The 25,435-nt window shown below is 45.4% G+C and carries 26 protein-coding genes and 2 pseudogenes; 20 read left to right on the forward strand and 8 right to left on the reverse strand.

Going from position 1 to position 25,435, the window contains the following annotated elements; translation table 11 throughout:
* Window positions 1–212 (forward strand): annotated as a pseudogene (locus BUF15_RS27920) (group II intron maturase-specific domain-containing protein); the annotation flags it as partial.
* A gap of 77 nt (window positions 213–289) precedes the next feature.
* Here BUF15_RS27920 and BUF15_RS24505 read toward each other — a convergent pair.
* Complete coding sequence (locus tag BUF15_RS24505; protein WP_073616742.1) at window positions 290–1,006, reverse strand: hypothetical protein; 717 nt, start codon at window positions 1,004–1,006, stop codon at window positions 290–292.
* 634 nt (window positions 1,007–1,640) lie between these two features.
* Between BUF15_RS24505 and BUF15_RS24510 the strand changes: the two genes are divergently transcribed.
* The 5 genes and pseudogenes from BUF15_RS24510 to BUF15_RS24530 all read left to right on the forward strand — a co-directional run.
* Entirely contained in the window at window positions 1,641–1,964 is a 324-nt protein-coding gene (locus BUF15_RS24510) for a DUF2958 domain-containing protein (RefSeq protein WP_073616744.1), read from the forward strand.
* On the forward strand, window positions 1,964–2,164 hold the full coding sequence (locus BUF15_RS24515; protein WP_073616746.1) for a hypothetical protein: 201 nt from the start codon (window positions 1,964–1,966) through the stop codon (window positions 2,162–2,164). The genes BUF15_RS24510 and BUF15_RS24515 overlap by 1 nt, the downstream gene beginning before the upstream one ends.
* A 218-nt stretch (window positions 2,165–2,382) precedes the next feature.
* The gene (locus tag BUF15_RS24520) at window positions 2,383–2,799 is read left to right on the forward strand and encodes a secondary thiamine-phosphate synthase enzyme YjbQ (protein ID WP_073616748.1); all 417 of its coding nucleotides are present in this window, start codon (window positions 2,383–2,385) and stop codon (window positions 2,797–2,799) included.
* 7 nt (window positions 2,800–2,806) lie between these two features.
* Window positions 2,807–4,444, forward strand: coding sequence for a recombinase family protein (locus BUF15_RS24525; protein WP_073616750.1), 1,638 nt, complete (start codon window positions 2,807–2,809; stop codon window positions 4,442–4,444).
* Window positions 4,395–4,700: pseudogene (locus BUF15_RS24530) on the forward strand (secondary thiamine-phosphate synthase enzyme YjbQ); the annotation flags it as partial. The gene BUF15_RS24525 and the pseudogene BUF15_RS24530, both read left to right, overlap by 50 nt.
* Before the next feature lie 26 nt (window positions 4,701–4,726).
* Here the strand turns inward: BUF15_RS24530 and lpxC are convergent.
* Window positions 4,727–5,710, reverse strand: coding sequence for a UDP-3-O-acyl-N-acetylglucosamine deacetylase (lpxC, locus tag BUF15_RS24535; protein ID WP_073616752.1), 984 nt, complete (start codon window positions 5,708–5,710; stop codon window positions 4,727–4,729).
* Window positions 5,711–5,936: 226 nt separating this feature from the next.
* Window positions 5,937–6,995 (reverse strand): tetraacyldisaccharide 4'-kinase, encoded by a 1,059-nt coding sequence (gene lpxK / locus BUF15_RS24540; RefSeq protein WP_073616754.1) that lies wholly within the window; start codon window positions 6,993–6,995, stop codon window positions 5,937–5,939.
* Window positions 6,996–7,187: 192 nt separating this feature from the next.
* Here lpxK and BUF15_RS24545 point away from each other — a divergent pair, with 192 nt between their 5' ends.
* The 8 genes from BUF15_RS24545 (at window position 7,188) to BUF15_RS24580 (ending at window position 14,679) form a co-directional block, all read left to right on the forward strand.
* On the forward strand, window positions 7,188–8,303 hold the full coding sequence (locus BUF15_RS24545) for a branched-chain amino acid ABC transporter substrate-binding protein (RefSeq protein ID WP_073616756.1): 1,116 nt from the start codon (window positions 7,188–7,190) through the stop codon (window positions 8,301–8,303).
* An 89-nt stretch (window positions 8,304–8,392) separates the two neighbouring features.
* Window positions 8,393–9,295 carry a branched-chain amino acid ABC transporter permease gene (locus BUF15_RS24550; protein ID WP_073616758.1) on the forward strand — a complete coding sequence of 301 codons (903 nt, stop codon included), beginning with the start codon at window positions 8,393–8,395 and terminating at the stop codon, window positions 9,293–9,295.
* A gap of 13 nt (window positions 9,296–9,308) precedes the next feature.
* Window positions 9,309–10,514 carry an ABC transporter permease subunit gene (locus BUF15_RS24555; protein ID WP_073616760.1) on the forward strand — a complete coding sequence of 402 codons (1,206 nt, stop codon included), beginning with the start codon at window positions 9,309–9,311 and terminating at the stop codon, window positions 10,512–10,514.
* Between the two features lie 173 nt (window positions 10,515–10,687).
* The gene (locus BUF15_RS24560; RefSeq protein ID WP_073616762.1) at window positions 10,688–11,479 is read left to right on the forward strand and encodes an ABC transporter ATP-binding protein; all 792 of its coding nucleotides are present in this window, start codon (window positions 10,688–10,690) and stop codon (window positions 11,477–11,479) included.
* The gene (locus BUF15_RS24565) at window positions 11,472–12,179 is read left to right on the forward strand and encodes an ABC transporter ATP-binding protein (protein WP_073616764.1); all 708 of its coding nucleotides are present in this window, start codon (window positions 11,472–11,474) and stop codon (window positions 12,177–12,179) included. The genes BUF15_RS24560 and BUF15_RS24565 overlap by 8 nt, the downstream gene beginning before the upstream one ends.
* Window positions 12,180–12,239: 60 nt before the next feature.
* Window positions 12,240–13,220, forward strand: a complete 981-nt coding sequence (locus BUF15_RS24570; RefSeq protein ID WP_073616766.1) for a Gfo/Idh/MocA family protein — start codon at window positions 12,240–12,242, stop codon at window positions 13,218–13,220.
* 2 nt (window positions 13,221–13,222) lie between these two features.
* On the forward strand, window positions 13,223–14,377 hold the full coding sequence (gene lpxB, locus BUF15_RS24575) for a lipid-A-disaccharide synthase (protein ID WP_234981268.1): 1,155 nt from the start codon (window positions 13,223–13,225) through the stop codon (window positions 14,375–14,377).
* Window positions 14,378–14,385: 8 nt separating this feature from the next.
* On the forward strand, window positions 14,386–14,679 hold the full coding sequence (locus BUF15_RS24580) for a Smr/MutS family protein (protein ID WP_073616768.1): 294 nt from the start codon (window positions 14,386–14,388) through the stop codon (window positions 14,677–14,679).
* 15 nt (window positions 14,680–14,694) lie between these two features.
* On the opposite strand, the gene BUF15_RS24585 is transcribed toward BUF15_RS24580, so the two are convergent.
* The 3 genes from BUF15_RS24585 to queD form a co-directional block, all read right to left on the reverse strand.
* Entirely contained in the window at window positions 14,695–15,501 is an 807-nt protein-coding gene (locus tag BUF15_RS24585; RefSeq protein ID WP_073616770.1) for an RluA family pseudouridine synthase, read from the reverse strand.
* A 72-nt stretch (window positions 15,502–15,573) separates the two neighbouring features.
* Window positions 15,574–16,851: a Vi polysaccharide biosynthesis UDP-N-acetylglucosamine C-6 dehydrogenase TviB gene (tviB, locus tag BUF15_RS24590; RefSeq protein ID WP_073616772.1), complete on the reverse strand. Its 1,278-nt coding sequence runs from the start codon at window positions 16,849–16,851 to the stop codon at window positions 15,574–15,576.
* A gap of 188 nt (window positions 16,852–17,039) precedes the next feature.
* Entirely contained in the window at window positions 17,040–17,420 is a 381-nt protein-coding gene (gene queD / locus BUF15_RS24595; RefSeq protein WP_073616774.1) for a 6-carboxytetrahydropterin synthase QueD, read from the reverse strand.
* 357 nt (window positions 17,421–17,777) lie between these two features.
* Between queD and BUF15_RS24605 the strand changes: the two genes are divergently transcribed.
* From BUF15_RS24605 to thiL, 5 genes are read left to right on the forward strand one after another with little or no spacing between them, the layout of a single operon-like run.
* Window positions 17,778–18,542 carry a tRNA1(Val) (adenine(37)-N6)-methyltransferase gene (locus tag BUF15_RS24605; RefSeq protein WP_159441379.1) on the forward strand — a complete coding sequence of 255 codons (765 nt, stop codon included), beginning with the start codon at window positions 17,778–17,780 and terminating at the stop codon, window positions 18,540–18,542.
* A gap of 48 nt (window positions 18,543–18,590) precedes the next feature.
* Entirely contained in the window at window positions 18,591–20,117 is a 1,527-nt protein-coding gene (locus tag BUF15_RS24610; RefSeq protein ID WP_073616780.1) for a YifB family Mg chelatase-like AAA ATPase, read from the forward strand.
* Window positions 20,118–20,134: 17 nt separating this feature from the next.
* Complete coding sequence (locus BUF15_RS24615) at window positions 20,135–21,850, forward strand: hypothetical protein (RefSeq protein WP_073616782.1); 1,716 nt, start codon at window positions 20,135–20,137, stop codon at window positions 21,848–21,850.
* An 11-nt stretch (window positions 21,851–21,861) separates the two neighbouring features.
* Window positions 21,862–22,236: a hypothetical protein gene (locus tag BUF15_RS24620; RefSeq protein ID WP_073616784.1), complete on the forward strand. Its 375-nt coding sequence runs from the start codon at window positions 21,862–21,864 to the stop codon at window positions 22,234–22,236.
* Window positions 22,237–22,281: 45 nt separating this feature from the next.
* The gene (gene thiL, locus BUF15_RS24625; protein WP_073616786.1) at window positions 22,282–23,277 is read left to right on the forward strand and encodes a thiamine-phosphate kinase; all 996 of its coding nucleotides are present in this window, start codon (window positions 22,282–22,284) and stop codon (window positions 23,275–23,277) included.
* A 5-nt stretch (window positions 23,278–23,282) separates the two neighbouring features.
* On the opposite strand, the gene BUF15_RS24630 is transcribed toward thiL, so the two are convergent.
* Window positions 23,283–23,786 (reverse strand): deoxycytidylate deaminase, encoded by a 504-nt coding sequence (locus BUF15_RS24630; RefSeq protein ID WP_073616788.1) that lies wholly within the window; start codon window positions 23,784–23,786, stop codon window positions 23,283–23,285.
* A gap of 17 nt (window positions 23,787–23,803) precedes the next feature.
* The gene (locus BUF15_RS24635) at window positions 23,804–24,637 is read right to left on the reverse strand and encodes an alpha/beta hydrolase (protein ID WP_073616792.1); all 834 of its coding nucleotides are present in this window, start codon (window positions 24,635–24,637) and stop codon (window positions 23,804–23,806) included.
* 574 nt (window positions 24,638–25,211) lie between these two features.
* Here BUF15_RS24635 and tnpA point away from each other — a divergent pair.
* Window positions 25,212–25,435 (forward strand): IS200/IS605 family transposase (gene tnpA / locus BUF15_RS24640; RefSeq protein ID WP_143170728.1); only part of this gene is annotated, 224 nt, incomplete at its 3' end.

Raw genomic sequence — 25,435 nt, forward strand, 5'->3', positions numbered from 1 at the left:
GTTTCTGCCGCACCAAGGTGCGTGAGCTGACCAAGCTCGGAACCTTTCTCCGTACTGCTATATCTGTCGGTCTGAGTAGGAAAGGTCCATGGAGACTGTCGCGTACACTTGCGACACACTCGGGCATGACCAATCAATGGCTCAAGGTTCAAGGATTGCTTTCTGTCAAAGATCTATGGGTAAACATCCATTACCCGGCTACGGCTCGGTAGCTCTTGGGAACCGCCTAGTGCGGACCCGCATGCTAGGTGGTGTGGGGGCTGGGGGAGAGATTCCCCCGGCTACCCGATTACGATTTAACGTGATATTTTGCTGTACCTATTTTAACTAGGTTCTGATGTTGCTCTATAATTCCTTTAACTTTTAGAGAAATCTCATTTGCTTCATCGATGTGTTTTTGGTGAAACTTCTTATGGTCATCTAACCGCTTATCTCGTACGCTTGCGTATTCACCCATATGTCCAACTGGGAAGGTATAAGCTCCTAATAACTCAAAAAAGGCTGAAATTTCTTCAAATAACCTAGAACGAATAGATTCCATTTCATCATCAGTGAAAGCACATTCAGCATTATCCCATTCCATTAAGAAAAATCGCAGTGGTTCATAAATTTCTCGTCTTACCTCCGATAAGAAGTCTACATACTTTAAGTCTTCAATAATTACGTGACTTGGTAATGTTGTAAGAAATCTATTAAAAAGTGCTTCATCATTAAGATAGTTTGGTGAGAGTCGACTAATAAAATTTGATTTTATTAGTGTTTGATAGGATATGTTGTGAGCCAGTCCTAATAGAACTAAAAGAAACCCCCAATATGCATCATTGCCTTCAGAAATTGAGATGTTTAGGTAGAGTGATGAGAATTGAGAGACTATTGCATTTAGGACTCTTTCTAGCAAAGAGCTTGACATCATTGCTAATCCAAATACAACAACGATTTTCGTGATCCTATTAGAAAAATCTGGAAACAGAAGCCTAAGAATTATACCTATCAGTTTTTTGACCACTAATGGTTCCTCAATTCAATCGTAACAAGTTGTTTAGCAGATCTGTGAAACACTCGAAAGTGAGTGTTATACAGAATGATGGCATCCTTTTCATAGACTCAGTCGGCCATCCTCCGATGGTCAAGATATTTCCCCTATCTCTGAACTCCGATTCGTTTCAATTTTGCTTCTTATGGCTGCCATTCGTGGACGATTTCAAAACAGTAGCAGTCGCTCAACGAATAACTCTTTAGTTACGAACGTTTACTGTAGAAAATATCATTTGTCTAGAGTTGAGTGATACTCAAAGATTTCGTTAGAGTAGTTGTCGAGAGACACGCCATTTTGAACCAACCGGAGAGTGCTGTATTTCTGGTAGCTCTAGCCTGCTACTGTACCTCGTAGATTTAGAACATTGAAGCAATTCGACACCCACCAGTTAGAAAAAAAATCTCGTCGTTCTTGGACAAACCAGCGACATTCGCTTTTTCATTGTTCAAGCCAACAGACGACAATAGGTATTCACTAGCAGCGAACAAAACAGCATCGCCTAGTCTACGCTGTTTTCGAAGCGGTTTCCTGTTCCTGGTTTAACTCCATCTTATAAAATGTTATCATCATATACCTCATAAATTCAAACACATGAGGTGCAAAGATGTGGAACAAGCCAAGCAAAGAACGCCTGTCCTGTATACCAAGGCTGTATGAGACTGAAGAGATACCGGCAAAGGACAAACTCATCTACCTCCACTTCTTCATTGGTGGATGCGACTGGTTTATCGCTGAGTACGATGGTGACGATACATTTTACGGATACGTCATCCTGAACGTAGACTTTCAGAACGCAGAATGGGGCTACATTTCCTACAGTGAGTTGAAGGCAATCAGCATTAGCGGCGTTGAAATTGATTGCGAGCTTGAGGAACACTGGACAGCGAAGCCATTTTCAGAAGTCGCAAAACGTTGGGCATGGAGGTAATGATGAAGCCAAAATGTAAATTAATTGGCGAAAATGACAACGTTTTCAACTTATTGGCATTAACCAGAAAAGCGTTGAGGGAGCATGGAAAACAGTACTTGCTTGATTGCTTTGAAAAAGACATCAGCAAGATACAAAGGAATGGCGGCACTTACGATGATGTTTTAAGAATTATCATGCAGTATGTTGAGGTTGAGTAGGGGACTTTATTGTCAAACAACCAAAATTGCGGCAGATAGCAAGAACTGTGGAACAACATATATGTAAGGTGCTCAGACTACTGCTTTGATTAGACTTCATCGTGCAGTTAATGAAACTACCGAACAAGTTGTTTCCATCTTCCATTGATTTTAAAATCCTATACTTTACTTGAAATATATACAAAAACAGCGCGATATTGAGTGATAAAAGGTGAAATATGAAAAGCTATAGAAAAGAGCTTTGTTTTGAGGTGCCATCAAGAAGAGGTTTCGTTAACATCACATCACATGTGGAAAAATGCCTTGCCGAAAGCCAGATTAGAGATGGTATTTTACTTTGTAACGCGATGCACATCACCGCTTCAGTTTTTATCAACGACGACGAATCTGGCCTGCACCATGACTACGAAGTATGGCTTGAAAAGTTAGCACCACATGCGCCAGTAGAACAGTATCGCCATAATGGGTATGAAGATAACGCCGATGCTCATATGAAACGTCAGATAATGGGTAGAGAAGTGGTTGTTGCTATTACGGAAGGTAAGCTTGATTTTGGTACTTGGGAACAAATTTTTTATGGTGAGTTTGACGGGCGAAGGAAAAAGCGTGTTTTGGTTAAAATCATTGGTGAGTAGGTGACTTATGGGGAAAACAATCCGTTTTGCTCCTTTAATAAGGGTGAGCACCGAGAAACAGGAAGAACAAGGGTCTTCTTTACAGACACAAAAAGAAGTCATTTTAAAGGCGATATCGACAATTGGTGGGTACGTCCCGGATAATTGTTGGAAATATACTGGGCAAGAACACGCAACGCCTGATTTTGAAAAGCAAATGTTCACACAATTACTGTCAGATGCGAGTGAAAATTTGTTTGACGCTGTAATAGTGTACGACCCATCCAGGTGGTCAAGGGACAATCGGCATAGCAAAGAAGGCCTGAAAATACTGAAGGAAAACGGGATTAGGTTTTTTTGTGGTACAACAGAATATGATTTGTTTGACCCCCAGGCAACATTGTTTCTAGGCATGAGTACGGAAATGAACGAGTACTTCGCCCTGGAGCAAGCAAGAAAAAGTTTATTGAGTCGAATAGCAAGAGCTAAAAACAATATACCTAGTACTGGCAGACTTCCATATGGTCGGATTTTCGACAAGAAAACAAGGAAATGGAGTATCGATACAGAAAATCAAAAGAAAATAACTTGGGCAGCTGAGCAGTACCTTCAGGGAAAATCTATGAGTGAAATTGCCGACACACTCGGCATGAACCACTCTAGTCTTTGGAACATTCTGAAGAATAGATCAGGAACTGAGTGGGTAATAGAGTTCAACAACAAGCGATTGAATATTTCTGAAACTGTCACTCTTGAAATTCCTCCATTATTACCTCAAGAAATTATCAACGCAATCTGGCAAAAGTCGGACAGTAATAAGACATTTGAACATGGCCACATCAAGAATAAATACCTGTTTAGTAGAATGATTTTTTGTGCTGAATGCGGTTATGCCATGTTTGGCCAAACCAATCAAAGTGGACGTAGGTATTATCGACACGCAAGAAAAAGAAAAAAAGAATGCAACCACGGAGGGATATATGTTTCAGCAGATGTTATTGAAGAGGCGGTATTCATCAAATTATTTGCATTGTGTGGCGATAAGCCAAAAATCGAGCAAGCAGTAAAAACTTCATCTGAAAAGTATGGAGACCACAATAAATTAATCGAAGAGCAAAAAATTCTTAGCAAGGAATTAAAGGCAATAGCCAATCAGAAATCGAACTTGATCAATGCCGTCGCAAGGGGAGATATCAATAGTGACGATATCAAAGAAAAAATGGATTCTTTGAAAAAGCAAGAAGCTAGGCTAGAGACGTTAATTGGATTGAATAAGGAAAAGGTGCGGAGCGCACCATCACCAAAAGAAATTAAACAAAGAAGTGAGTGGGTGAAAAAAGTTATCTTGAAAGCAGCGAAAAACACCTATGGTAGGGCAGAACATTACCTGAAAATGACTTGGGAAGATAAGCGTAGATTGTCTGAGTTGATATTTTCTGGTGTTGATTTGGATGGGGAAAGGGCAGGGGTTTATCTTAAAAAGGATGAGAACGGCAACTTGTCATATGAGGCGCATGGGATAATTAATGCCCAAATTCATGGAAAATTGCCAATTTCGAAGTTTGAAATAATGGAGTTGTTGCAGATAGATTCTGATGACTTAGCATCGCAACAAGATTTGTTTAGCAAATGCGATGCATATTACTGCTTCTGTTTTTATCAATGACGATGAGTCGGGTTTACATCACGACTATGAGGTATGGTTGGAAAAACTTGCGCCACATTCACCAACAGATCAGTATCGTCATAATGGCTACGAGGATAATGCCGATGCCCACATGAAACGGCAGGTAATGGGGCGTGAAGTTGTAGTGGCGGTTACGGATGGAGAATTACATTTTGGGACATGGGAACAGATTTTTTACGGAGAATTCGATGGTCGCCGACCGAAACGAGTTCTTGTCAAAATTATCGGCGCGTAGGGCGGTAATGTTGAATCGGCTGCTGATTATGCAGCAGCCGATACAGGAGCATTGCTCAAAAATGGCATGATCAGGTCACCTGCTGCGCGAGAACCGTTCAGCATATGGTTGAATACTGCGTAGGCACCATTTTGCTGCATTTCTATGATTTCCCAGCATTCCGGTTGGCTGGCTATGGCTTGCATAAGTCCCAGGTGCTGTGCATGGCCGGCTTTGAACGCTTCGACATGACCCAATACAGGGCAGCCAAGAAGAGCGATATCGCCAAGCAAGTCGAGCACTTTGTGCCGGATAAACTCATTATCAAACCGGAGGCCATCCTCATTTAAAATCGACTTTCGGTTCCAGTGAATGGCAATAACGTTCTCGAGGGTGCCGCCAAGAGCGAGACCATTTGCCCAAAGCTCTTCAACCTGCTCGACGTAACCAAACGTTCTTGCCCTGGCAATTTCTTGGCCAAAACCATTGTCGTGGAGTGTGATTGAATATTTCTGGGTCCGGATAAGGGTGTCGTCAAACTCTATCTCACCGGTAATTCTCAAACCGTTAAAAGGGCTGATGGTGATTCGTTTGTCTCCATCGACGTAGGTAATTGGTCGAGTGATGCGCAGCACCTTGCGCAATCCCGGCTGGCGCCGTTTTCCGGTTTTCTTTATCAATTGAAAAAATGGTTCAGCGCTGCCGTCCATAATGGGGACTTCGCCGGCGTCAAGCTCGATATCAGCGTTGTCAATGCCATATGCGTGAAGGGCGGCCATGAGATGCTCAGTAGTTGAGACAGTACAGGCATCTTCTCCGATGGTGGTGGCCAGTCGAGTATCTACCACCTTATTCATGTGTGCTTTGATAGGTTTTCCTGGGGCGAGGTCGGACCTGAAAAAACGAATTCCGTTGTCAACTGGTGCAGGCTTGATGGTAAGGTTGACTGTTCTCCCAGAATGCAAACCAACGCCGCAGCAGCTGACAGTTTTTTTCAGGGTGTATTGATGTGGGTCAAGTGGCAATGACATGTTTATTCCTGTGAAGTATAAAAAATTAAACCTGTTTGCCATCCTGATGCAATTGTTATGCCATGGTGTTGGGTTTGCGCAATCTCGTTGGATACCAGCTTAACATGCTGAATATACGAACAATGGGAATCCCCGAATATGCTGTGTGAAAAATGACAGTGTGGTATTTATCACCCAGTATGCTCAAATATCGTGGTATAAAATCTTGAATTTATCAATTTGGTCCTCAATTGTTTTTCTGCTGAGCAAGAGAAATTCGATCAAGAATAAACGAAAAGAACTCTGGTGCAGTCTGAGCCTTGATGGCAAGATAATATAAGGGAAAGGAAAAAGTGAAGGACTGTAGCTTCACCCAGTCCTTTTGGGTGGTGATGAGAGCTGTAGCGCCACTTTCTCTCGCTTTTATAGTCAGAGTTTTAATTAATTCCTGAGTGTATACTGCGTGATCCTTAAGTCTGTCATGACCGGTGATTTCGATGCCTTGTTGTTGCAAAGAGGCTGCAAATCTTTCGGGATGGGCAATCCCGCTAAATGCATGAAAGAGGGCATGTGGGTTTGGCTGCGGTAAAAGTGTTCCGTCTGTGGCAAAAACTCCATGTATACGGTTCTCAGAAAAAAAAGTCGGCACATGCTCGCAATGTTTTTGCACTGTTTTGGCGAAAGACTCTACCCGAGCTTGGTTTTCTGCTGTTCGGCCAGTAAAGAGCAAGGCATCGGCACGCGCGAGTGCAGAAAATGGCTCGCGAAGTTCTCCACCTGGGAAAATCCTGCCATTACCATCGGGGGCTGTGGCGTTAAACAGCACAATGTTGAGATCACGCTTGACCGCGAGGTGTTGAAAGCCATCATCAAGTAATATGATATCGCAGTCTAACTCCTGGCAGGCATAGCGGCAGGGAAGAATGCGTTTGGTGCCTGTAAGCACACACAGACCGGGAACTGAGACAGCGAGCATGTATGGCTCGTCACCCGCCTCTGTGGGGCCAAGAAGAATCTCATGGCCATTTGCAACAAGGTTGACAGGTTCTGTTGCTGAACCGCCATACCCGCGACTCACAACGGCTGGGCGATAGCCTTTTTCAAGAAGAAAATCCGCAAGGAGCTGAACAGTTGGTGTTTTGCCAGTACCACCCATTGTCAGATTGCCAACCGAAATCACCGGAACAGGCAATCGATATGATTTGATAATATTTTTTTCATACAGCCATTCTCTCATCTGCATGATTTTGCCGTAGATGGGACCAATTGGACGACCAAGCATATACAGGGTGTGAAGAACATTCATTAATGCAGTAAATTGTCAGAAGTAGTTAAAAAAAATAGGCAAAAGGACTTTTTCCTTTCCTTTTTCGCCAATGCTGCTTAAAAAGACAACAGTATTCATACGCAGTACGTGTCCGTTTTGCAATTTACTTTTGCCGATCTGTCGAGGAGAGCGGGGCACGATTTTTCAAAACTTGAAGAGGGAGGAAACTCGATGAAGAAGAAACTGTTTCTGGCTGCAGCAGCCATGTGTCTGGCCATATCTGTTCCTGTAGCCGGATCTGCCGCTGATACCATCAAGTTTGGCGTAGCCGGTGCGCACAGTGGCGACCTTGCATCCTATGGCTTGCCAACAGTAAATGCAGCCAAAATTGTTATCGAAAAAGTTAATGCCAACGGTGGCATCAACGGCAAAATGGTAGAATTGCTGGTAGAAGATGACGTGTGTAAGCCTGAAGTAGCTACCAATACCGCCACCAAGCTGGTTTCCGAAGGTGTTAATGTCGTGCTTGGCCACATCTGTTCAGGCGCCACCAAAGCAGCCTTGCCCATTTATAAGAACGCTGGCGTTCTTGTTATGTCTCCGTCTGCTACCAACCCTGACTTAACACAAAGTGGTGAATATCCGAACTTTGCCCGTACTATCGCACCTGATGATGCCCAGGCGAAGGTGGATGTTGAGTTTGCCCTGAATACCCTTGGATACACCAAGATTGCCGTTGTTCATGACAAAGGTGATTACGGCAAAGGGTTTGCCGAGTTTGCCAAGAAATTCCTTGAAGATTCTGGCAAAGCCGAAGTCGTTCTTTTTGAAGGTGTAACACCTGGAGCAGTTGACTATTCTGCTATCGTTCAAAAAATCAAGCAGTCCGGCGCCGAGGCCGTTATGTTCGGCGGCTATCATCCGGAAGCCTCCAAAATTATCGGCATGATGCGTAAAAAGCGTTTGAAGGTCGACTTTATTTCTGACGATGGTGTGAAAGATAACACCTTTATCAAGGTTGCTGGCAAGGATTCTGAAGGCGCCTATGCTTCAGGACCGAAAGATACCACCAAAAACCCACTTTCCATCCAGGCTGTAGAAGAGCACAAGAAGATGTTCGGAACAGATCCGGGCGCATTCTTTGAAAATGCCTACTCTGCTACTCTTGCTATGCTCAATGCGATCGACAAAGCTGATTCTACCGATCTTGATGCACTGAAGAAAGCACTGCAGACCGAAAAGGTCGATACACCGATAGGTAATATCTACTTTGATGAGAAAGGCGATGCAATTGGTGTCGGCTTCTCCGTATACCAGGTGAAGAATGGTGAATTTGTAGAGCTGTAACAACCATTTCTGTTAAACCAATATGATACCTGAAACAGGATGCGCGAAGCTAGTGCAGTCTGTTTCAGGTACTTTTTTTTGTGGCGCATATGGATTATTTTATTGAGCTTTTCTGCAGTGGCCTTTCCCGAGGGGCGATATATGCCCTGATTGCTCTCGGGTATACCATGGTGTATGGCATCATTGGTCTGATCAACTTCGCCCATGGCGAGATCTATATGATTGGGGCGTTTACCTCCTTTATCGTAGCAACTGTCTTGTCTATTCTGGGTTTCCCGCTTCTTGCTATTGTGGCTCTCTCAGGCGTTGCTGCCGCAGTCTGGGCCAGCGCGTATGGCTACACAATTGAAAAGATTGCCTACAAACCCTTGCGGCATGCCCCAAGACTTTCACCCCTTATTAGTGCAATTGGCATGTCGATTTTTCTGCAAAATTATGTATTGCTAGCTCAGACTTCTGATTTCCTGCCCTTTCCTGAGCTCATCCCTGATTTTGAATTCATGGAACCGATTGCCCATATTGTTGGTTCTTCTGATATTGTAATTTTCATAACCACGGCAGTGGTAATGGCAGTTCTTACCTATGTTATTAAATTTACACGTATAGGCAAGGCAATGCGGGCTACTGCCCAGGATCGCACCATGGCGATGCTGGTCGGTATCAACGTCAACAACATTATCTCAGCCACCTTTATAATTGGCTCCGCCCTCGCAGCAATCGGCGGACTGCTGATTGCCTCCCACATTGGTCAAATTAACTTTTACATTGGATTCCTGGCCGGTATTAAAGCGTTTACCGCTGCTGTTCTTGGTGGTATCGGCTCGATACCAGGGGCTGTGCTAGGAAGTTTCATCCTGGGGCTGACAGAAAGCTTTGCAACTGGTTATGTTTCTAGTGACTATGAGGATGTCTTTGCTTTTTCGTTGCTGGTGCTGATTCTTCTATTCAAGCCTTCCGGTCTTCTTGGTAAGGCTGAAACACAAAAAGTGTAATGAGCAGGTCGTTATGTTTTCGTTAAAAACTCTTCGGACAGGAGTCCTTATCTCACTTTGGTTCGTTTTTCTCACTTTTCCACTCATGGTGATAAAAGTCGATCCGCTGGAAAGGATAATCCAGTGGCGCTGGAAAAACGCTCTATTAGTAGGCATTGGGACATTTCTCATCTACCTGGTTGTCCAGTATCTCAACTACCGAAAAGAGCATCAGCCTCCGGCCAAAGTAGAAGATACAAAAGATCAGGTGTCGTTTATCCATAAATTTATTGCCGATCCGATTCAGCGAAAGCTTCTTTTTGGAGGATTGCTGGTCATCGCGGCAATCTTTCCCTTTGTTGTTTCGACCTACCAGACCAATATCATGATAACAGCCCTTATGTATGTTGTACTTGGTCTTGGGTTGAACATTGTGGTTGGGATGGCTGGTTTACTTGATCTTGGCTTCGTCGCTTTCTATGCGGTTGGTGCCTATTCATATGCTTTACTTAACCATCATTTTGGCCTTGGCTTCTGGGAAGTGCTGCCCATTGGCGGCGGCCTTGCTGCAATAGCCGGCATCCTCCTTGGTTTTCCTGTTTTGCGTTTACGCGGGGACTACCTGGCTATCGTTACCCTGGGATTTGGTGAAATTATACGGCTGGTGCTTGAAAACTGGAGTGAGTTTTCTAAAGGACCGAGTGGTATTTCCAATATCTCCAGACCAGGTTTTTTGGGAATGGAATTGTCGCTCGAAGGGTCGATTCTGTATATGTATTACATCATGATCGCCTTTATGATCTTCACGATTTTTGTCGTAAATCGTCTACAGGATTCCCGTCTTGGGAGAGCCTGGATTGCTCTTCGTGAAGATGAGATTGCATGCCAAGCTATGGGCATCGATAAACAGAAAACCAAACTTGCAGCATTTTCTCTCGGTGCTTTCTGGGCTGGATTGATGGGCGTTATTTTCGCAGCCAAAACCACCTTTATCAATCCAGCGAGTTTCACCTTTCTTGAAAGCGCTATCATCCTTTCAATTGTAGTGTTGGGAGGTATGGGATCCATTGTCGGTGTCATTATCGGCGCACTGGTTCTCATATTGCTACCAGAATACCTGAGAGCACTTTCCGAATACAGAATGTTAGCCTTTGGTGCTATCCTGGTAGCGATGATGATCTTCAGGCCACAGGGTATGATCGCAACTGTGCGCCGAACGTATCGATTCCAGAAAAAGTGATATACAGGTGAAAATTCTTATTGCGCGAAAAAGCAACAAATGAACGATGAGATTTTACGAATCTCATCATATGCAAAAGAAGAAAGCAGCTTGGCAATTGAGCAAGATGAAACCTGTTGATTTTACAAAAATAGTATAAAATCAACGCCCATATATACAGCAAAGAATCTGCAATGAGCAATCCTATACTACAAGTCAGTGGGCTGACCATGGATTTTGGCGGGATCAGAGCATTAAACAAGCTCGACCTCGATGTCCATGCCGGTGAGATTGTCGCCCTCATCGGCCCAAATGGAGCAGGGAAGACCACTTTTTTTAACTGCGTCACCGGGATATACACCCCCACAGCCGGTGATGTTCTGATGACAAGACCTGGCGACAAAAAACCAATCAGCCTCAAAGGGTTGAAGCCAAATTATGTGACCCAGAAAGGACTTGCACGGACATTCCAGAACATTCGTCTTTTTTCAAAGATGACAGTCCTTGAAAATGTCATGATAGGGCGGCATTGCCGGACTAAGGCATTTATTCTCGGAGCTGTTCTCCGTAATGCATCAACTCGTCGGGAAGAACAACAGATAGCCGAGATGAGTTACAGCTTGCTGGAGAAGGTTAAGCTCGCTGACCTTGCCAACGAGTTGGCAGAAAATCTCTCGTACGGTGCGCAACGCAGACTGGAAATTGCCAGGGCCTTGGCGACAGAGCCGCATCTTTTGCTACTTGATGAACCTGCTGCTGGTATGAATCCCCAGGAAACGCAGGCGCTCATCGAACTTATTCGAGAAATATCTTCTGATGGCCAGGCGATACTTCTGATTGAGCATGACATGAAGCTCGTTATGGCGCTGTCTGACCGAATTTACGTTATGGACTATGGGAAAAAGATCGCCGAAGGAAACCCTGAGCAGATCCGTACTAATCCCGAGGTAATCAAGGCCTACTTAGGAGAAGATGTCGATGCTTAACTTAGAAAACGTTCAGGCAGGTTATGGCAATATCCTGGCGTTGAAAAATGTCAGCCTCAACATCCAGGAAGGTGAAATTATCACCTTGATCGGCGCAAACGGAGCTGGCAAGAGTACAACGCTCATGACCATATCCGGAGTTGTCACATGTCGTTCTGGAAAGATCCTTTTTCAGGATAAAGAGATCCAGAAAAAGAGTTCTGACGACATTGTGAAAATGGGCATATGCCAGGTGCCGGAAGGCCGGCACATTTTCCCGCAACTGACGGTTAAGGAAAACCTCGATATGGGGGCATTTTTACGAAACGACAAGGCGGAAATTAAAAAAGACATGGATTATGTTTTCTCACTTTTTCCTATTCTGGCTGAACGTCGAAACCAGGACGGAGGTACGCTGAGTGGGGGGGAACAACAGATGCTTGCCATGTCTCGGGCGTTGATGGCTCGCCCGCAGTTGTTATTACTCGACGAGCCGTCCATGGGGCTTGCTCCTTTGGTCATTAAGCAGATTTTTGAGATCATTAAGCAGATCAATAAAGAGAATAATACTACCATATTTCTTGTTGAACAAAACGCCAACCAGGCCCTGCATATCGCTGATCGAGGATATGTCATTGAAAATGGTGAAATAACGTTAACCGGCCCGGCTAAAGATCTCTTGAGCAATCAGGAAGTACAGAAAGCGTACCTCGGGATTTGACCGTAATATCCGCCGTTTTAGCGTTTCACGCAATTGGCTTGCAAGAGGAGTAACTAGGTAATGGGTAAAGTAATTCGCGCTGGTGTAATTGGTGTCGGCTATCTTGGCAGATTTCATGCTCATAAGTATGCCGCCTTGGAGGGCGTCGAACTGGTTGGAGTTGCCGATACCAGTAACGAACAGGGCCAAAAAGTAGCAGAAGAATGTTCCTGTGCCTATTTCTCCAATTATCAAGATTTGATTAAAAATGTTGATGCGGTATCGATAGCCGTACCCACGAGTCTGCACCATACAGTCGGCGCAGATTGTCTTGAGGCCGGCGTGGATATCCTTATGGAAAAACCGGTCACGGTGAGCCTTGAGGAAGCGGATGAGCTGATAGCCACAGCTGAGGAGAAATCTCTTATTTTTCAGGTCGGTCATCTAGAGCGATTCAATCCTGCCGTGCAGGCGATGGAACCGTTTCTTACTCAGCCGGTTTTTATTGAAAGCAATCGAATATCGGTATTTAAAAACAGAGGGGTCGATGTTGATGTTGTCCTCGATCTCATGATTCACGATATTGATATCATACTCAACATCATCAAATCGCCTATTCAACAGATCCATACTGTCGGGGCTCCTGTAGCGACAGCAACCACTGATATCGCCAATGCCCGATTGATTTTTGAGAATGGTGCGACGGCAAATGTAACCGTGAGTCGGATTTCTCGGACAAATGTTCGCAAAATGCGCATCTTTCAACCCGGCTCGTACATCAACGTCGATTTTGCCAATCGTAAGGTCATGACGATTCGGTTGCAAGATGAGCTAATGGAATCCGGTATGCCCAAGCAGGATGTTGAGGTGACCTCCTTTAAAGAAGGTGATGCCTTAAGAAGTGAGATCATTCACTTCATCGATAATGTACGAAACCGCACTCGCCCCTCTGTATCTGGCCATGAAGGCAGGCGGGCACTGGCGGTTGCCCATGAAGTGATCTCACAAATCAAGCAACACCAACAGCTTGATGTCTTTAAAGAATACTTCAAGAAACATTGAGCGTGGCAGCTAAAACCAAATCGGTAATGATAGTCACCGGAGAAGCCTCCGGTGACTTGCACGGCGCCAATCTGGTTAAGGCCATGCTAAAGAGCGATGAGACTATCAACTTTGCCGGCATGGGCGGCGAGGAGATGGGTAGTGCCGGAGTTGAATTGCTTTTTGATGCAGCAAAAGTCTCAGTTGTGGGTGTCGCCGAAGTCATTTCTCATCTGCCAGATATTTTCAAGGCACAAAAGGTGCTGAAAAAGTATTTGGCAAAGTCAAGACCCGATCTTCTCATTATCATTGATCTACCTGATTTCAATCTTCTTTTAGCCAAATTTGCCAAAAGCCTTGGAATAAAAGTCTTCTACTATATATGTCCGCAGGTGTGGGCCTGGCGATCGGGGCGAGTAAAGACCATCCGGGAGCGCGTTGATACCGTAGGTGTCATATTGCCTTTTGAGGAATCGTTTCTCCGAGAACGCGGGGTAGTCGCAAATTATGTAGGTCATCCGTTATTGGATACGGTTCACGTTACACAAACGCGTGCAGAATTCCTTGAACATCATGGTATTCCTCAAGAGCGACGCTGTGTTGGCCTGTTACCTGGCAGCAGGAAGAAAGAAGTCGCTTCACTTCTGCCGACTTTTCTAGCTGCTGCGAGAAAATTGCAGGAGAAAAACAACGAACGGCTGAGCTTTCTGGTGCCACTCGCCTCTACAATCAATGAGCAGGAGTTGCTTTCTCATGGGGTCGAAGTGTATAGCACAGATCTTGATATCCATATTATTCGCGGCGATCGCTATAGCCTGATGGCTGCCTGCGAATGTGTAGTGGCTGCCTCTGGAACAGTGACTCTGGAGTTGGCCTTGCTCGATATTCCTATGGTGGTTACCTACCGGTTATCACCGTTAACATATCGACTCGGTCGGCTCCTGATTAAACTGGAGCATTTTTCACTGGTCAATCTTATTGCCGGAAAAGAAGTGGTTCCCGAGTTGCTCCAGGATGAGGTGCAACCAGAAGCAATTGCAGATTTTCTACAATCTTTTCTTTTTCAAACTGATAAGAGGGCTAAAGTGCTTGATGGGCTTGCCAAAGTCCGTGCCAAAATGGGCACCGAAGGGGCTTCAGAAAGAGCTGCCCAACTCGCTTTACACATGTTGCAGTGAGTTAGGCCATGGATGAGCATGAGCACGATCAATATGTGGAGATTCCAATTAACGGAATTCTCGATCTCCACATGTTCTCACCCAAGGATCTGAAAACATTGATTCCCGATTATATCGAAGAGTGCAGAGCTAAAAATATTACGGAGCTCCGACTTATCCACGGAAAAGGGATCGGTAATATACGACGTTCGGTGCATGCCATTTTGGAGAGAAACCCGATGGTGAAAAGTTTTTATCTGGCCGGAAATGAGAGTGGAGGGTGGGGTGCAACGATTGTGTTGCTCAACATCCCTGATGAGTGATATTGAATAACAGGCTCAGTCGAGCACGATTTTCCTTTGCTTCTGGGTAAATGGGCAGAGAAATGCCAGGCTGCAGGCTGTGAGTTGCAATCCCTCCTGTTTCTTTCCACCACCATATCGCATATCTCCGACTAGGGGGTGCCCTATAGCGCTAAGATGTTGGCGGATCTGATGATAGCGGCCGGTATGCAGGAGAATGTCCAGTGTAGACTGCTGTAAAAGTTGATCATGTTTTACAACTGTGACAGTTGTAGATGCCATTTTGCCATTTAGGGGTCTTTCAATGCAAAATGTATCTTTTTCGCTGGCAACAATTCCTTTCGCAATAGCCCTATAGCGTTTCTCTATTTTCCCTTCTCGAAACAGCTCAGAAAATTGTGCTGCAGCCTTAGAACTGTGCGCCAGAAGAACAAGCCCTGAGGCTTCCCGGTCCAGCCGGTGAATAAGATATGGTGTAGTTATGGCCCCATTTTTTTCAGCGAACCGCATAAGAGAACAATGGTCTCCATAACGTGTTCCCTGACTGAGCAAACCAGCCGGTTTATTCCAGATGCTATACTGCCTGCAGGTGAAAAGGCAGTAAGGGGCAGGGACGGGCAACTGGAGAATCGAGTCGTCGTAATATACTGAAATTCTGTCCTGCGGTTGCAGGATGAGCTTTGCTTTTCGGATTCGCTGTTCTTTTTTTGATCGAGTCTTAAGCCAGATACCACCTTTATTAAGGCAATCCTTAATGGCGGTTTTAGACAGGGAGGTCGCGGCATGAATGAGATCTACCGCAACCCCTTCCTTGGCAACTGTAAAGTGATGAACCAGCTTCAAATAGTATAGCCTTATGGGCAACCCGACATTCAAGGATTGCAGACAAACAGAAATGTGTTTGGATCGCTATGGTTACAGGCTGCCGTCAACCTGATCGCGAGGAAAGATGCTTTTCACATCATAGATAATGGAGCGCTCCCGGCAAAGCTTGCGTATCTCCCCGATGCCCATCTCCACGTACTGCTTATGGGCAACGGTCAGAATAATTGCATCGTAGCTGTCAGGTGTAAGGTTCGTCACAAGGTCTATCCCGTATTCGTATCGTGCTTCCGCTACGTCTGCCCATGGGTCTTGGACGTCAACCGCGACTCCAAATTCTTGCAATTCGCTGATAATGTCAACCACCCTGGTGTTGCGCAAGTCCGGGCAGTTTTCTTTAAATGTCAACCCCATCACCAATATCCTGCAACTTGTTGTGTCAATTTTCTTTTGCAGTAACAGTTTAATGACGCTGGCAGCAATATGGTGGCCCATGTTGTCATTAGTGCGGCGACCAGCCAGAATCATACTGGGGTGATACCCAACCTCCTGTGCCTTATGAGTAAGGTAGTATGGGTCAACGCCGATGCAATGACCACCGACAAGACCGGGGCGAAAGGGGAGAAAGTTCCATTTCGTACCTGCAGCCTGCAGTACCTCGATGGTGTTTATATTGAGTTTATTGAAAATCAACGACAACTCGTTGACCAGAGCAATATTGACATCGCGCTGGGTATTTTCAATAACCTTTGCCGCCTCGGCTACCTTGATTGAACTGGCTTTAAAGGTTCCTGCGGTAATAATCGATCGATATAACTGATCGACAAACTCAGCTATTTCAGGGGTAGAGCCAGAAGTTACTTTGACGATACTGGGGAGTCGATGTTCTTTGTCACCGGGATTGATACGCTCAGGAGAATAGCCGCAGTAAAAGTCGGTATTGAACTTCAGGCCCGATACCTCTTCAAGAATGGGCACACACACCTCTTCAGTGGCGCCGGGATAGACTGTAGATTCGTAGATAACAATATCGCCGGATTTAAGCACCGAACCGACAGAGCGGGAAGCCCCAACTAGTGGTTTAAAATCGGGGCGTTTCGCCTGGTCGATAGGGGTGGGTACTGCAACAATGTAGACATTACAACCCGCGATATCTTTTATCTCAGCAGTGAAGGTCAGCTTTTGAACTGCAGCCAGCTCTTCTTCTGACACCTCCAAGGTCGAATCCTTGCCACTTTCCAGTTCGGCAACGCGAGCATGGTTGAGATCAAAACCGACAGTGGGAAATTTCATGCCGAACTCTACCGCAAGCGGCAGACCAACATAACCAAGCCCGATTATACACGGTTTTGCTTCCTGAAGAGATATCATGTCTTGATCCTGTAAGTATGATGGATATCCCTGGTAGGATGGCATGGTCAGTGGTCATGACTCTCAGGGATTGTGTGTTTTTTGATTTTGAACCGCAAGTTATGCAATAATATTAATAGATTGTCAATTTATTTTGACAGCAATTCTGTAGAAGGTTACTTAAAGCCTCAATAAGCGCTCTTTTCCTATCAGTTGTTCTCCGGGCCGAAGTAAATCAATCCCTGATTATCCGTTTCCGATACTTCGATAGAGTAGAGAAAATATCGCTCATGGCACAATTTATCGGCAAGATTTTCAAACAGGTACTGAGCAATGTGTTCTGAAGATGGGTTCAGAACACGAAATGCCTCATGCTCATTCAAGTCACAATGGTCAATAGTGTCAATGACTTCTTTGACATGCTTTTTTAATATCGTGAAATCAATGCCCATACCAAGATGATCGAGTTTCGCGGCACGTACTGTGACTTTTACTTTCCAGTTATGGCCATGAGGTTTTTCGCAATCGCCAGGATAATCACGTAAATGATGGGCACCGGCGAAATGGGTTTTTACAAAAATATCGTACATTATTGAGCTCCTGATGAGAGTGTCAGCGGCATATCTGCCTGCAGTATCCGGTTTGCTGTTAAGTCAAATTGAAAACTATGTATTACCATAATTTTCATTGTGAGGATATTCCAGGAAAAAGACAGGGTATACGGTTCATGTTCACTATAAAAAGTGTAAAGATCTCCAAAATGACTGATGTCAAACATCTGCATCATTTGAAAAAGCTGGGAATTGTGATGGCAATGTAGTTAATTTGTGAGAACTGCACATTACAACATATCTGAACCGTGTCGAGGGTATCTTTGCTTTTTTGTTTAAAGGTTGATTTGAGGAACCAGAACCCACCCTCAGACGAAGCTGTTGATGAATTGTGAGATGGATATTGAAAAATTTGATCCAGAGAGTCGTTTAACCACAAATGATACTATGTTTTCCGGGGCTGTCAGCTGTCGTCAGTTTCAGGACGGTTATCGATTCTCCGTTGATGCGGTTCTTGCAGCACACTTTTGTACCCCTAAAAATACTGAAATCATTCTCGATCTCGGGGCAGGGTGCGGTATTATCAGCCTGATCCTGATGTACCGATGGGGAGATACGATTGAAAGAATCCAGGCGGTGGAATATCAGCCTCAACTTTGTAGCCTTTCGCAGAAAAATTTTCGGGAAAACGGGTTCAACCACAAATGTTCGTGTGTGCAGGGTGATGTCAAAACGATTCTTGATGTTGTTCGGCCTGAATCATTTACCTTGGTAATCTGTAACCCGCCATACTATACGCTTGGCAGCGGTCGGAAAAGTGAAGGTGGCGAGTGTTCTCTCGCCCGTCATCTTGTGTCCGCCAGTCTTGACGATTTTACCAAGGCAGCATCACTCGCCGTAAAAAATGGTGGTAACGTTGTTTTTGTTTATCCAGCCGAGTTGCTGGCTTCACTCATGACCTCATTGTCCCGGGTGCGGCTGGAAGTAAAACAGATGCAAGCTATCTACAGCTATTCGAATCCCCCTATGGATGCAAAGCTGGTTCTTGTAAGATGCGTAAAAAACGGTGGAGCGGGTTGTAAGCTTTCTCCACCATTTTACATATACAAAGAGAAGAACGGAAGTTTTAGCCAGGAGATGGAAAAGCTTTATCTACCATAGAACCCAATAAAGTCACCTTCCCATTATGAAACTTTTTGTTAAAAACGAATGTTAGCAAAAATCCAAAGCTGTACTCCTATTGGGGTGAGTGGCTTACTGATCGATGTCGAGGTTGATGTTTCTCTCGGCCTGCCAACGTTTGCTACGGTTGGGTTACCGGATAGTGCCGTTCGCGAAAATAAGGATAGGGTTAAGGCTGCAATCAAGAACTGCGGCTATGAGTTTCCCAACAGGCGCATAACTGTCAATCTCGCACCTGCAGATGTGAAAAAAGAGGGGGCTGGATTTGACCTGCCGACTGCTATCGGCATTCTTGCAGCAACCGAACTGCTACCAGAAGAAGCTCTCAGGGAAGTCTGCTTTGTCGGTGAACTTTCGCTTGATGGTAGTGTGCGTCATGTAAAAGGAATGCTGCCGATGCTCATTGCCGCCCGAGATGGTGGGGTAAAACGCTTTATCATCCCTGAAGAAAACTGCGATGAAGCTGCTATTGGGGCAAGTGGAATCGAGGTTGTTCCGGTTCGGAGTCTTCCCCAGGCAGTTGAATATCTGCTTGGTTTGACCACTTTGATGCCACTGCCAGCTGCATCGCTACAGGATCTGTTGCAGAAACCTGGATATTCTGTCGATTTTTCAGAAGTAAAAGGTCAGGCTCATGTCAAACGAGCACTCGAGATTGCTGCCGCAGGAGGTCACAATCTGTTGATGCAGGGGCCGCCTGGTTCAGGCAAAACCATGCTCGCCCGTCGCCTGTCGACAATCCTGCCGGATATGAGTTTTGATGAGGCCATTGAGACAACGAAAATATACAGTGTAACATCAGCACGATCAAATGGAACTGCGCTGCAGTTGCAGCGACCGTTTCGTTCTCCACATCATACAATTTCAGACGCTGGGTTAATCGGTGGTGGAACCGTTCCTCGACCAGGTGAAGTATCTCTAGCCCATAATGGTGTTCTTTTCCTTGATGAATTGCCAGAATTTAAGAAGCACGTGCTTGAAGTACTTCGACAACCACTGGAAGATGGGAATGTGACAATCTCAAGAGCCAACATGGCGCTCAGTTTTCCTGCGAGATTCATTTTGATCGTTGCAATGAACCCATGTCCTTGCGGGTATCTTGGAGACAGGCGAAACAGTTGCACATGTAATTCAGCCCAGATCCAGCGCTACCAGAGCAGAATATCAGGTCCGTTACTGGACAGGATAGATCTTCACCTTTCAGTCGCCGCTCTGCAATTTGATGAAATGAGTGAAACCGGAAGTGGGGAAAGTTCAGAGACGATACGAAAGCGGGTCAACAGGACACGCAGTCTGCAGTCTGAACGTTTTATTGAAATTCCAGGTATCAACTGTAACGGGCAAATGAAAACCAGGGAGATTGAAAAGTATTGTCGACTGGACAGTCGTTCCCAGGATATTCTTAAAAAGGGAATGGAGCGACTTCGTCTCACTGCCCGCGGTTATCATCGTATTTTAAAGATTGCCAGAACTATAGCTGATATGGAACAGTCTGACGAGATCCGTTCTGCCCACGTTGCCGAAGCTATTCAATTTCGTCGCAACGCATTTTAATCGCTGGTTCAATATCCATGAAAGTCGTCAGTACCCTTTTTTTCTTCGCAACCTTTCTTCTCGGGCTCTATTCTCTTAATCAGGACTCAATACATGAAGCGCAGCCGGCTATGTTTCTGCCGGCCGATACCCTTGTCTATCTTGAACAGAAAAACGGAGTCGAATCGTTCGCCCGCTTTCAGAACTCACGACTTGGTCGGATACTGAGTTCAATCGATTTTCCAACGGTATTGTTTGAAGCCGAGGTGCAAAGTAGCGACATCGAGCTTGTGAAAAAGGTTTTAGACGTGTCAGCCAGGGTACGCGACGACGATCTATTTCAGGCTATTCTTGGCAAGCGCTTAACCCTGGCTCTCATTGGTAGACGAGACTGGTCTCCGAATTCCACGAACATCGCAAATTATCTCAAAAGTCATTTACTGCTGATAAGCAGGCCGGGAATAAAGCCAGAGAACTTTGACAGGTTGGTGTCGAAATATATCGATGGTAAAAAAATATCTCTTGTACCTTATGGAAGGTACACCATCAAACGTATTCCTATCACTACTGACGAGACAGTTGCTACTACCTATGTGAATGGTCTTATCCTTGCTTCTCTTGAAGAGAGGGTGTTGCGTGAGTCTCTCGATCTCTACGACAAAAAACAGGGGACTTTGAAAACTAATCCCTCTTTTATAAATATTACCAGAGAAATGGAAGGGGCCGGTCAGTTTTTTTACTGTTCAGTCAAGGCGCTGCAGGAGGTAGCTGAGACACTTATTGAAACGGTAACCAATCCAACAGAACTGCTCGCTCTCCATGAAATTTCATTGCTGAAAGGGGTGAATCGGTTTTCATATGGAGGGATACGTCAGAAAAAAATTTTAAAGAACCGTTTCATCATCGGTCTTCAGCCTGAAGCAATGGGCAAACGAATCCGTGAAATGGTCGCCACTTCTCCATCAATTAATGACTCACTACCCTATGCTGCCCGTGATGTATTGCTCTATTATTGGTCAAACAGCCTTGAGTTACAGCCTCTCTGGGAAATGTATAAAGAACGGGCCGGGGCACAAAGCGATGAAGTGCTCAGCTTGCAGCATGATATCAGCGGATTGTTTGGCTACGAGGTGAATGAACTGATAGACATGATCGGAAGTGATATAGGGGTGATGGTACGCGAGAATGAGGAAGAACTATTCGTGCCGATACCGGATCTGGCCCTGTTCGTTAAACTCGATGATACTGAAAAGGGTGCAGATGCGTTACAAAAGGCGGTAAAACACCTTGATATCAAATTAAAAAAAGGTCGATATAAAAATATTGAGTATTTTTCCTGGGGGCTTGACCCTAAAGAAAGTCTGCAGCCTGTTTATACGATTCACCGAAAATATCTCATTTTCGCCAACACTTTGAATATGCTGAAAACGATCATTGATACACCACTCAACAATACCAGACTTATTGGAACAAAAGGGTTCCGAGAGCTTGATCCCGGTTTCCAGACGTTGAACAATTCGGTATGCTACGTTGACCAGGCAAGATTACTTCGTCGCTTGCAGGAGATGGTAGGTTGGGTGGGAACAATGCTGGCTATCCAGGACCAGAAAGCCGCTGAAAAATCTAAAATCCTGATCGACAACCTGATAGACCCGCTGTTCTGGGGTTTGAGTATGTACGAGAAATCGGCCATCCGCACCTACGTGCGTGACGAGCGAATCTATATAGAGTCGCAAACTAAATTATCTAATTAACACTATCTGCTATGGAACGATTTGTCCTCGAATTAAAAAAATTGATGAGCTTTAAGGATACCACGGAAGTAGGCGATATAGTCCTTATTGCAGCAAAGGAGCCGCAAATGCTGCTTTATGCCAAGATCACCGGCATAGAGCGGGATTTCAGTCGAAAAGACGAGTGGTGGCATCTCAAAATGACTGTTCTCTCTATTCCCGTCCAAAAGATGGTGTGGACTCTTCGTACTCCACAGATGACCGGCATGGAGATTTTCACCATGGGAGGGGAGGAACGGTTTGTGAAGGCCATCGATTTCAGCGATGAGACCACCGAGCCAAAAGAAGAGAAGAAACCTGCCAGCAAACCTTCCGGAAAGATTGCTCCTTTCCGGAGAGTGAAATAGTCTGGATACCACAAGATATAACGCTTCAAATCCAGGCTGCACTTTATGCGTGAGCGCGACTTTATTCGGTCAATTGAAAAAAGAAAACAGTCAGCAAATCCTTTGCTGGAAAAAGGAATTGGGGACGACTGTGCCATATTTCGTACGCCGCCTGGTGATGATTGGCTTGTTTCCACCGACATGTTGGTTGAGGGCGTGCATTTCGACCCTCAATGGCATGCCCCATATTTACTCGGAAGGAAATCCCTTGCAGTTAATCTGAGTGATATAGCTGCAATGGGCGGCACTCCCCAACTTGCTTTGCTCTGTCTCGCGTTGCCTGGATCGTGTGAGGAAAGTTGGACTTCCGCATTTATGGACGGCTTTTTCTCGCTTCTGGTTGAACATGGATGCACGCTTATAGGTGGCGATACCGTATCATCTGATCAGCTGACGATATCGGTAACCGTCATGGGCACTGCGCCAAAGGAGAAGGCCGTCTGCCGAAATGGTGCTCAGGCAGGAGATGTTGTGTATGTGTCCGGGCCATTGGGCTCTGCAGCAGGTGGGTTGTATCTTTTGCAAAATGAGGTGGCAGATCTGACATCTCTGATGGACGATTTTCCAGCCTTGGTCCGGGAACATTTAAACCCGTCACCGCAAATTGTGCTTGGCAGCATTTTACAGAAAAGCGGAATGCTCACGGCGATGCAGGATATTTCCGATGGAATAGCAACGGACCTCAGCCACATAGCAGCTGCTAGCGGCGTTGCTGCCATAATCTTCGAGAAGGATTTGCCGGCTCACGAACAGCTACTTGTTATGTGTAAACAGTTGCAACTCAATCCGACAACTTTTCAACTGCGGGGTGGCGAGGATTACCAGCTGCTCTTTACCGTTAAAAAGGGCTGCGGCAAGCAGTTGGAACAGCTGGTTGAAAAAGAATCCGGTATACAAGTATATCGGGTTGGAGAAATCGCTCAAGGTGAGGGGGTTAGCCTGGTGAAACGATCAGGTGCTACTATCGATATTACCTACCAAGGGTATGAACACCGCTCCTAACAAGGTCAGCGGCCTGTTTCTTCCGGCAGAAGAAAGGAAAGATGTAACGAATCCATCCGGGTCTTGAGTTGCCGGTAGGGGATATTCGCCTTGTCCAGCATGATTTTCGAGGCTCGAACCTGATCTGTATCGCGATATTTGTCTGAGAGATAGATGATTTCACGAATACCTGACTGAATGATAACCTTTGTACATTCATTACATGGGAACAGCCCGACGTAAATTCGGCAACCCTGGAGATTTGTTGAAATGGCGTTTAAAACTGCATTCAATTCAGCGTGGCAGACGTAAGGGTATTTGGTATCGAGAAAGCCACCGCTCCGATCCCATGGAAGCTCGTCATCGGAACAGCCTCGAGGAAAGCCGTTGTAGCCCACGCCAACAATCTTGTTCTGCGCGTTGGCAACGCATGCTCCCACCTGGGTGCTGGGGTCTTTGCTCCGCTGAGCTGAAAGCAGGGCGACCGCCATGAAGTATTCGTCCCAATTCAAATAATCTGTACGTTTCATCTATGTTCCGTAATCGCTTATGCTGCAGTATTCTTTTTCAGACGACGCTTATAGGTCCAGTTGGTGACTCCGCAGGCCTTGTCGACAAAACTTTTGATCGTCGAGAAATAGGTATCTCCACCAGTGGTAATCATGGTGCCATGGCCAGCGCCTGGTATAAGCATAAATTGTTTTGACCTTGCTCCACTGGATGCCTGCAGTTTTTCGGCAAGCCTTGGCGGGATCATGGTGTCACCGGAGCCATGCAGGATCAGCGTTGGAATTGTAATCTCGGCGATTTTCTCACAATTTCTGAAACAATCCGCCTCGGTAATGTCAGTACCTTCTGTTGCGATGCCCAAGGTCTGCGTTAAAGGCAAGGTATCGCCAAATCCGCTCTCAATGACCATCGCCTTGATGAGACTTTGGTGACGTGAGGTGAGGTCAATAGCAGCAGCAGAGCCAAGAGAACGGCCCATGACGCAGATATTTCCGTCAAAACCCTTTTCTTCAAGCCAGAGCAAGGCTTTTTCGAGGATAATATCCGTGTCATTCAACATTGTGGACGCTGTGGGTGACCCGGTACTCCAACCGTAGCCTCTATAGGTTGTCATGAGAAGGTTCATGCCAAACTGAGTGTACTTTGCCGCAATCTGATCATAATCAGCGACTGTTTCAGCATTGCCGTGAAAATAGATGATAGTCGGAGCCGTTTCTGATGCCGCATAAAAACGACAGCCCAGCATGACATTTTCCTCGACGGTACAATCGAAATCGCTGCTGTTTTCAGGCAACGGGGGTCGGTCGTAATGTCGTGGATAAAAAATATGGGCGAGGACCTCGGGACGATCGAGTTTACTGTAATCTGACATGGTAATTTTTTTATAAAAGAGTGAATAAGCCGGCAAAACCGAACAATAACGATTCGGCAGTGTACTGTAATCGAAAGCGAAATGCCACTCCGGCATGACTATAGCGTTAAAAGATACCGGATATAGATAGGTATCAGGCTATCATTATAGATATTGCAAAAAGAAAAAGGCAGATACCCGTAAAACGAGCATCTGCCTTTATGCTATCAGCTGGGGTGGATGATGGGACTCGAACCCACAGTGCAAGGTGTATAGTATTGAATATATTACATATTGCAAGGTTACTGAACAACCCCCGAACAACGGTTTACTTGCTGAAAAAATGAAAAAATTCATAAATCCACTAATCCTATGGCAACACAGGCTGTGTTGTCGTTGAATGATAGAATTTCTGATATACCCTGCAATTACATTATCATACTGTGATATATTCAGGCATAGCTTTAAGTAGTTGTCTAATTTCCTTTAGGTAAACCCCCGGCTTTGCCGGGGGACTACAAAAGTTTGACGGTTCCTGCAAAATGAAGAAGCCTCCGCTCTCGTGGACCGCTCAAAGTCACGAGAAGGAGGCTTCATGAACAACACACAATGTTTAAGCCACTCGAAGTGGGAATGCAAGTACCACGTCGTGTGGATACCGAAGTGTCGAAAGAAAACGCTTTATGGGCAGCTGAGAAAACACCTTGGTGAGGTGTTGCATGATTTGGCTCGGCAGAAGGAGAGCAAAGTGCTGGAAGGGCATCTGCAGCCGGACCACATTCACATGCTGATCTCAATACCACCGAAATATGCTGTGTC

Origin of the sequence: Desulfopila aestuarii DSM 18488 (genome assembly GCF_900143695.1) — a bacterium.
GTDB classification, from domain to species: domain Bacteria; phylum Desulfobacterota; class Desulfobulbia; order Desulfobulbales; family Desulfocapsaceae; genus Desulfopila; species Desulfopila aestuarii.

Excerpts from the sequence above, each read along its gene's own strand:
- BUF15_RS24510 (WP_073616744.1), top strand. The coding sequence starts at position 1,641 with ATGTGGAACAAGCCAAGCAAAGAACGCCTGTCCTGTATACCAAGGCTG.
- BUF15_RS24515 (WP_073616746.1), top strand. The coding sequence starts at position 1,964 with ATGATGAAGCCAAAATGTAAATTAATTGGCGAAAATGACAACGTTTTC.
- BUF15_RS24520 (WP_073616748.1), top strand. The coding sequence starts at position 2,383 with ATGAAAAGCTATAGAAAAGAGCTTTGTTTTGAGGTGCCATCAAGAAGA.
- BUF15_RS24525 (WP_073616750.1), top strand. The coding sequence starts at position 2,807 with ATGGGGAAAACAATCCGTTTTGCTCCTTTAATAAGGGTGAGCACCGAG.
- lpxC (WP_073616752.1), bottom strand. The coding sequence starts at position 5,710 with ATGTCATTGCCACTTGACCCACATCAATACACCCTGAAAAAAACTGTC.
- lpxK (WP_073616754.1), bottom strand. The coding sequence starts at position 6,995 with ATGAATGTTCTTCACACCCTGTATATGCTTGGTCGTCCAATTGGTCCC.
- BUF15_RS24545 (WP_073616756.1), top strand. The coding sequence starts at position 7,188 with ATGAAGAAGAAACTGTTTCTGGCTGCAGCAGCCATGTGTCTGGCCATA.
- BUF15_RS24550 (WP_073616758.1), top strand. The coding sequence starts at position 8,393 with ATGGATTATTTTATTGAGCTTTTCTGCAGTGGCCTTTCCCGAGGGGCG.
- BUF15_RS24555 (WP_073616760.1), top strand. The coding sequence starts at position 9,309 with ATGTTTTCGTTAAAAACTCTTCGGACAGGAGTCCTTATCTCACTTTGG.
- BUF15_RS24560 (WP_073616762.1), top strand. The coding sequence starts at position 10,688 with ATGAGCAATCCTATACTACAAGTCAGTGGGCTGACCATGGATTTTGGC.
- BUF15_RS24565 (WP_073616764.1), top strand. The coding sequence starts at position 11,472 with ATGCTTAACTTAGAAAACGTTCAGGCAGGTTATGGCAATATCCTGGCG.
- BUF15_RS24570 (WP_073616766.1), top strand. The coding sequence starts at position 12,240 with ATGGGTAAAGTAATTCGCGCTGGTGTAATTGGTGTCGGCTATCTTGGC.
- BUF15_RS24580 (WP_073616768.1), top strand. The coding sequence starts at position 14,386 with ATGGATGAGCATGAGCACGATCAATATGTGGAGATTCCAATTAACGGA.
- tviB (WP_073616772.1), bottom strand. The coding sequence starts at position 16,851 with ATGATATCTCTTCAGGAAGCAAAACCGTGTATAATCGGGCTTGGTTAT.
- queD (WP_073616774.1), bottom strand. The coding sequence starts at position 17,420 with ATGTACGATATTTTTGTAAAAACCCATTTCGCCGGTGCCCATCATTTA.
- BUF15_RS24605 (WP_159441379.1), top strand. The coding sequence starts at position 17,778 with ATGGATATTGAAAAATTTGATCCAGAGAGTCGTTTAACCACAAATGAT.
- BUF15_RS24610 (WP_073616780.1), top strand. The coding sequence starts at position 18,591 with ATGTTAGCAAAAATCCAAAGCTGTACTCCTATTGGGGTGAGTGGCTTA.
- BUF15_RS24615 (WP_073616782.1), top strand. The coding sequence starts at position 20,135 with ATGAAAGTCGTCAGTACCCTTTTTTTCTTCGCAACCTTTCTTCTCGGG.
- BUF15_RS24620 (WP_073616784.1), top strand. The coding sequence starts at position 21,862 with ATGGAACGATTTGTCCTCGAATTAAAAAAATTGATGAGCTTTAAGGAT.
- thiL (WP_073616786.1), top strand. The coding sequence starts at position 22,282 with ATGCGTGAGCGCGACTTTATTCGGTCAATTGAAAAAAGAAAACAGTCA.
- BUF15_RS24630 (WP_073616788.1), bottom strand. The coding sequence starts at position 23,786 with ATGAAACGTACAGATTATTTGAATTGGGACGAATACTTCATGGCGGTC.
- BUF15_RS24635 (WP_073616792.1), bottom strand. The coding sequence starts at position 24,637 with ATGTCAGATTACAGTAAACTCGATCGTCCCGAGGTCCTCGCCCATATT.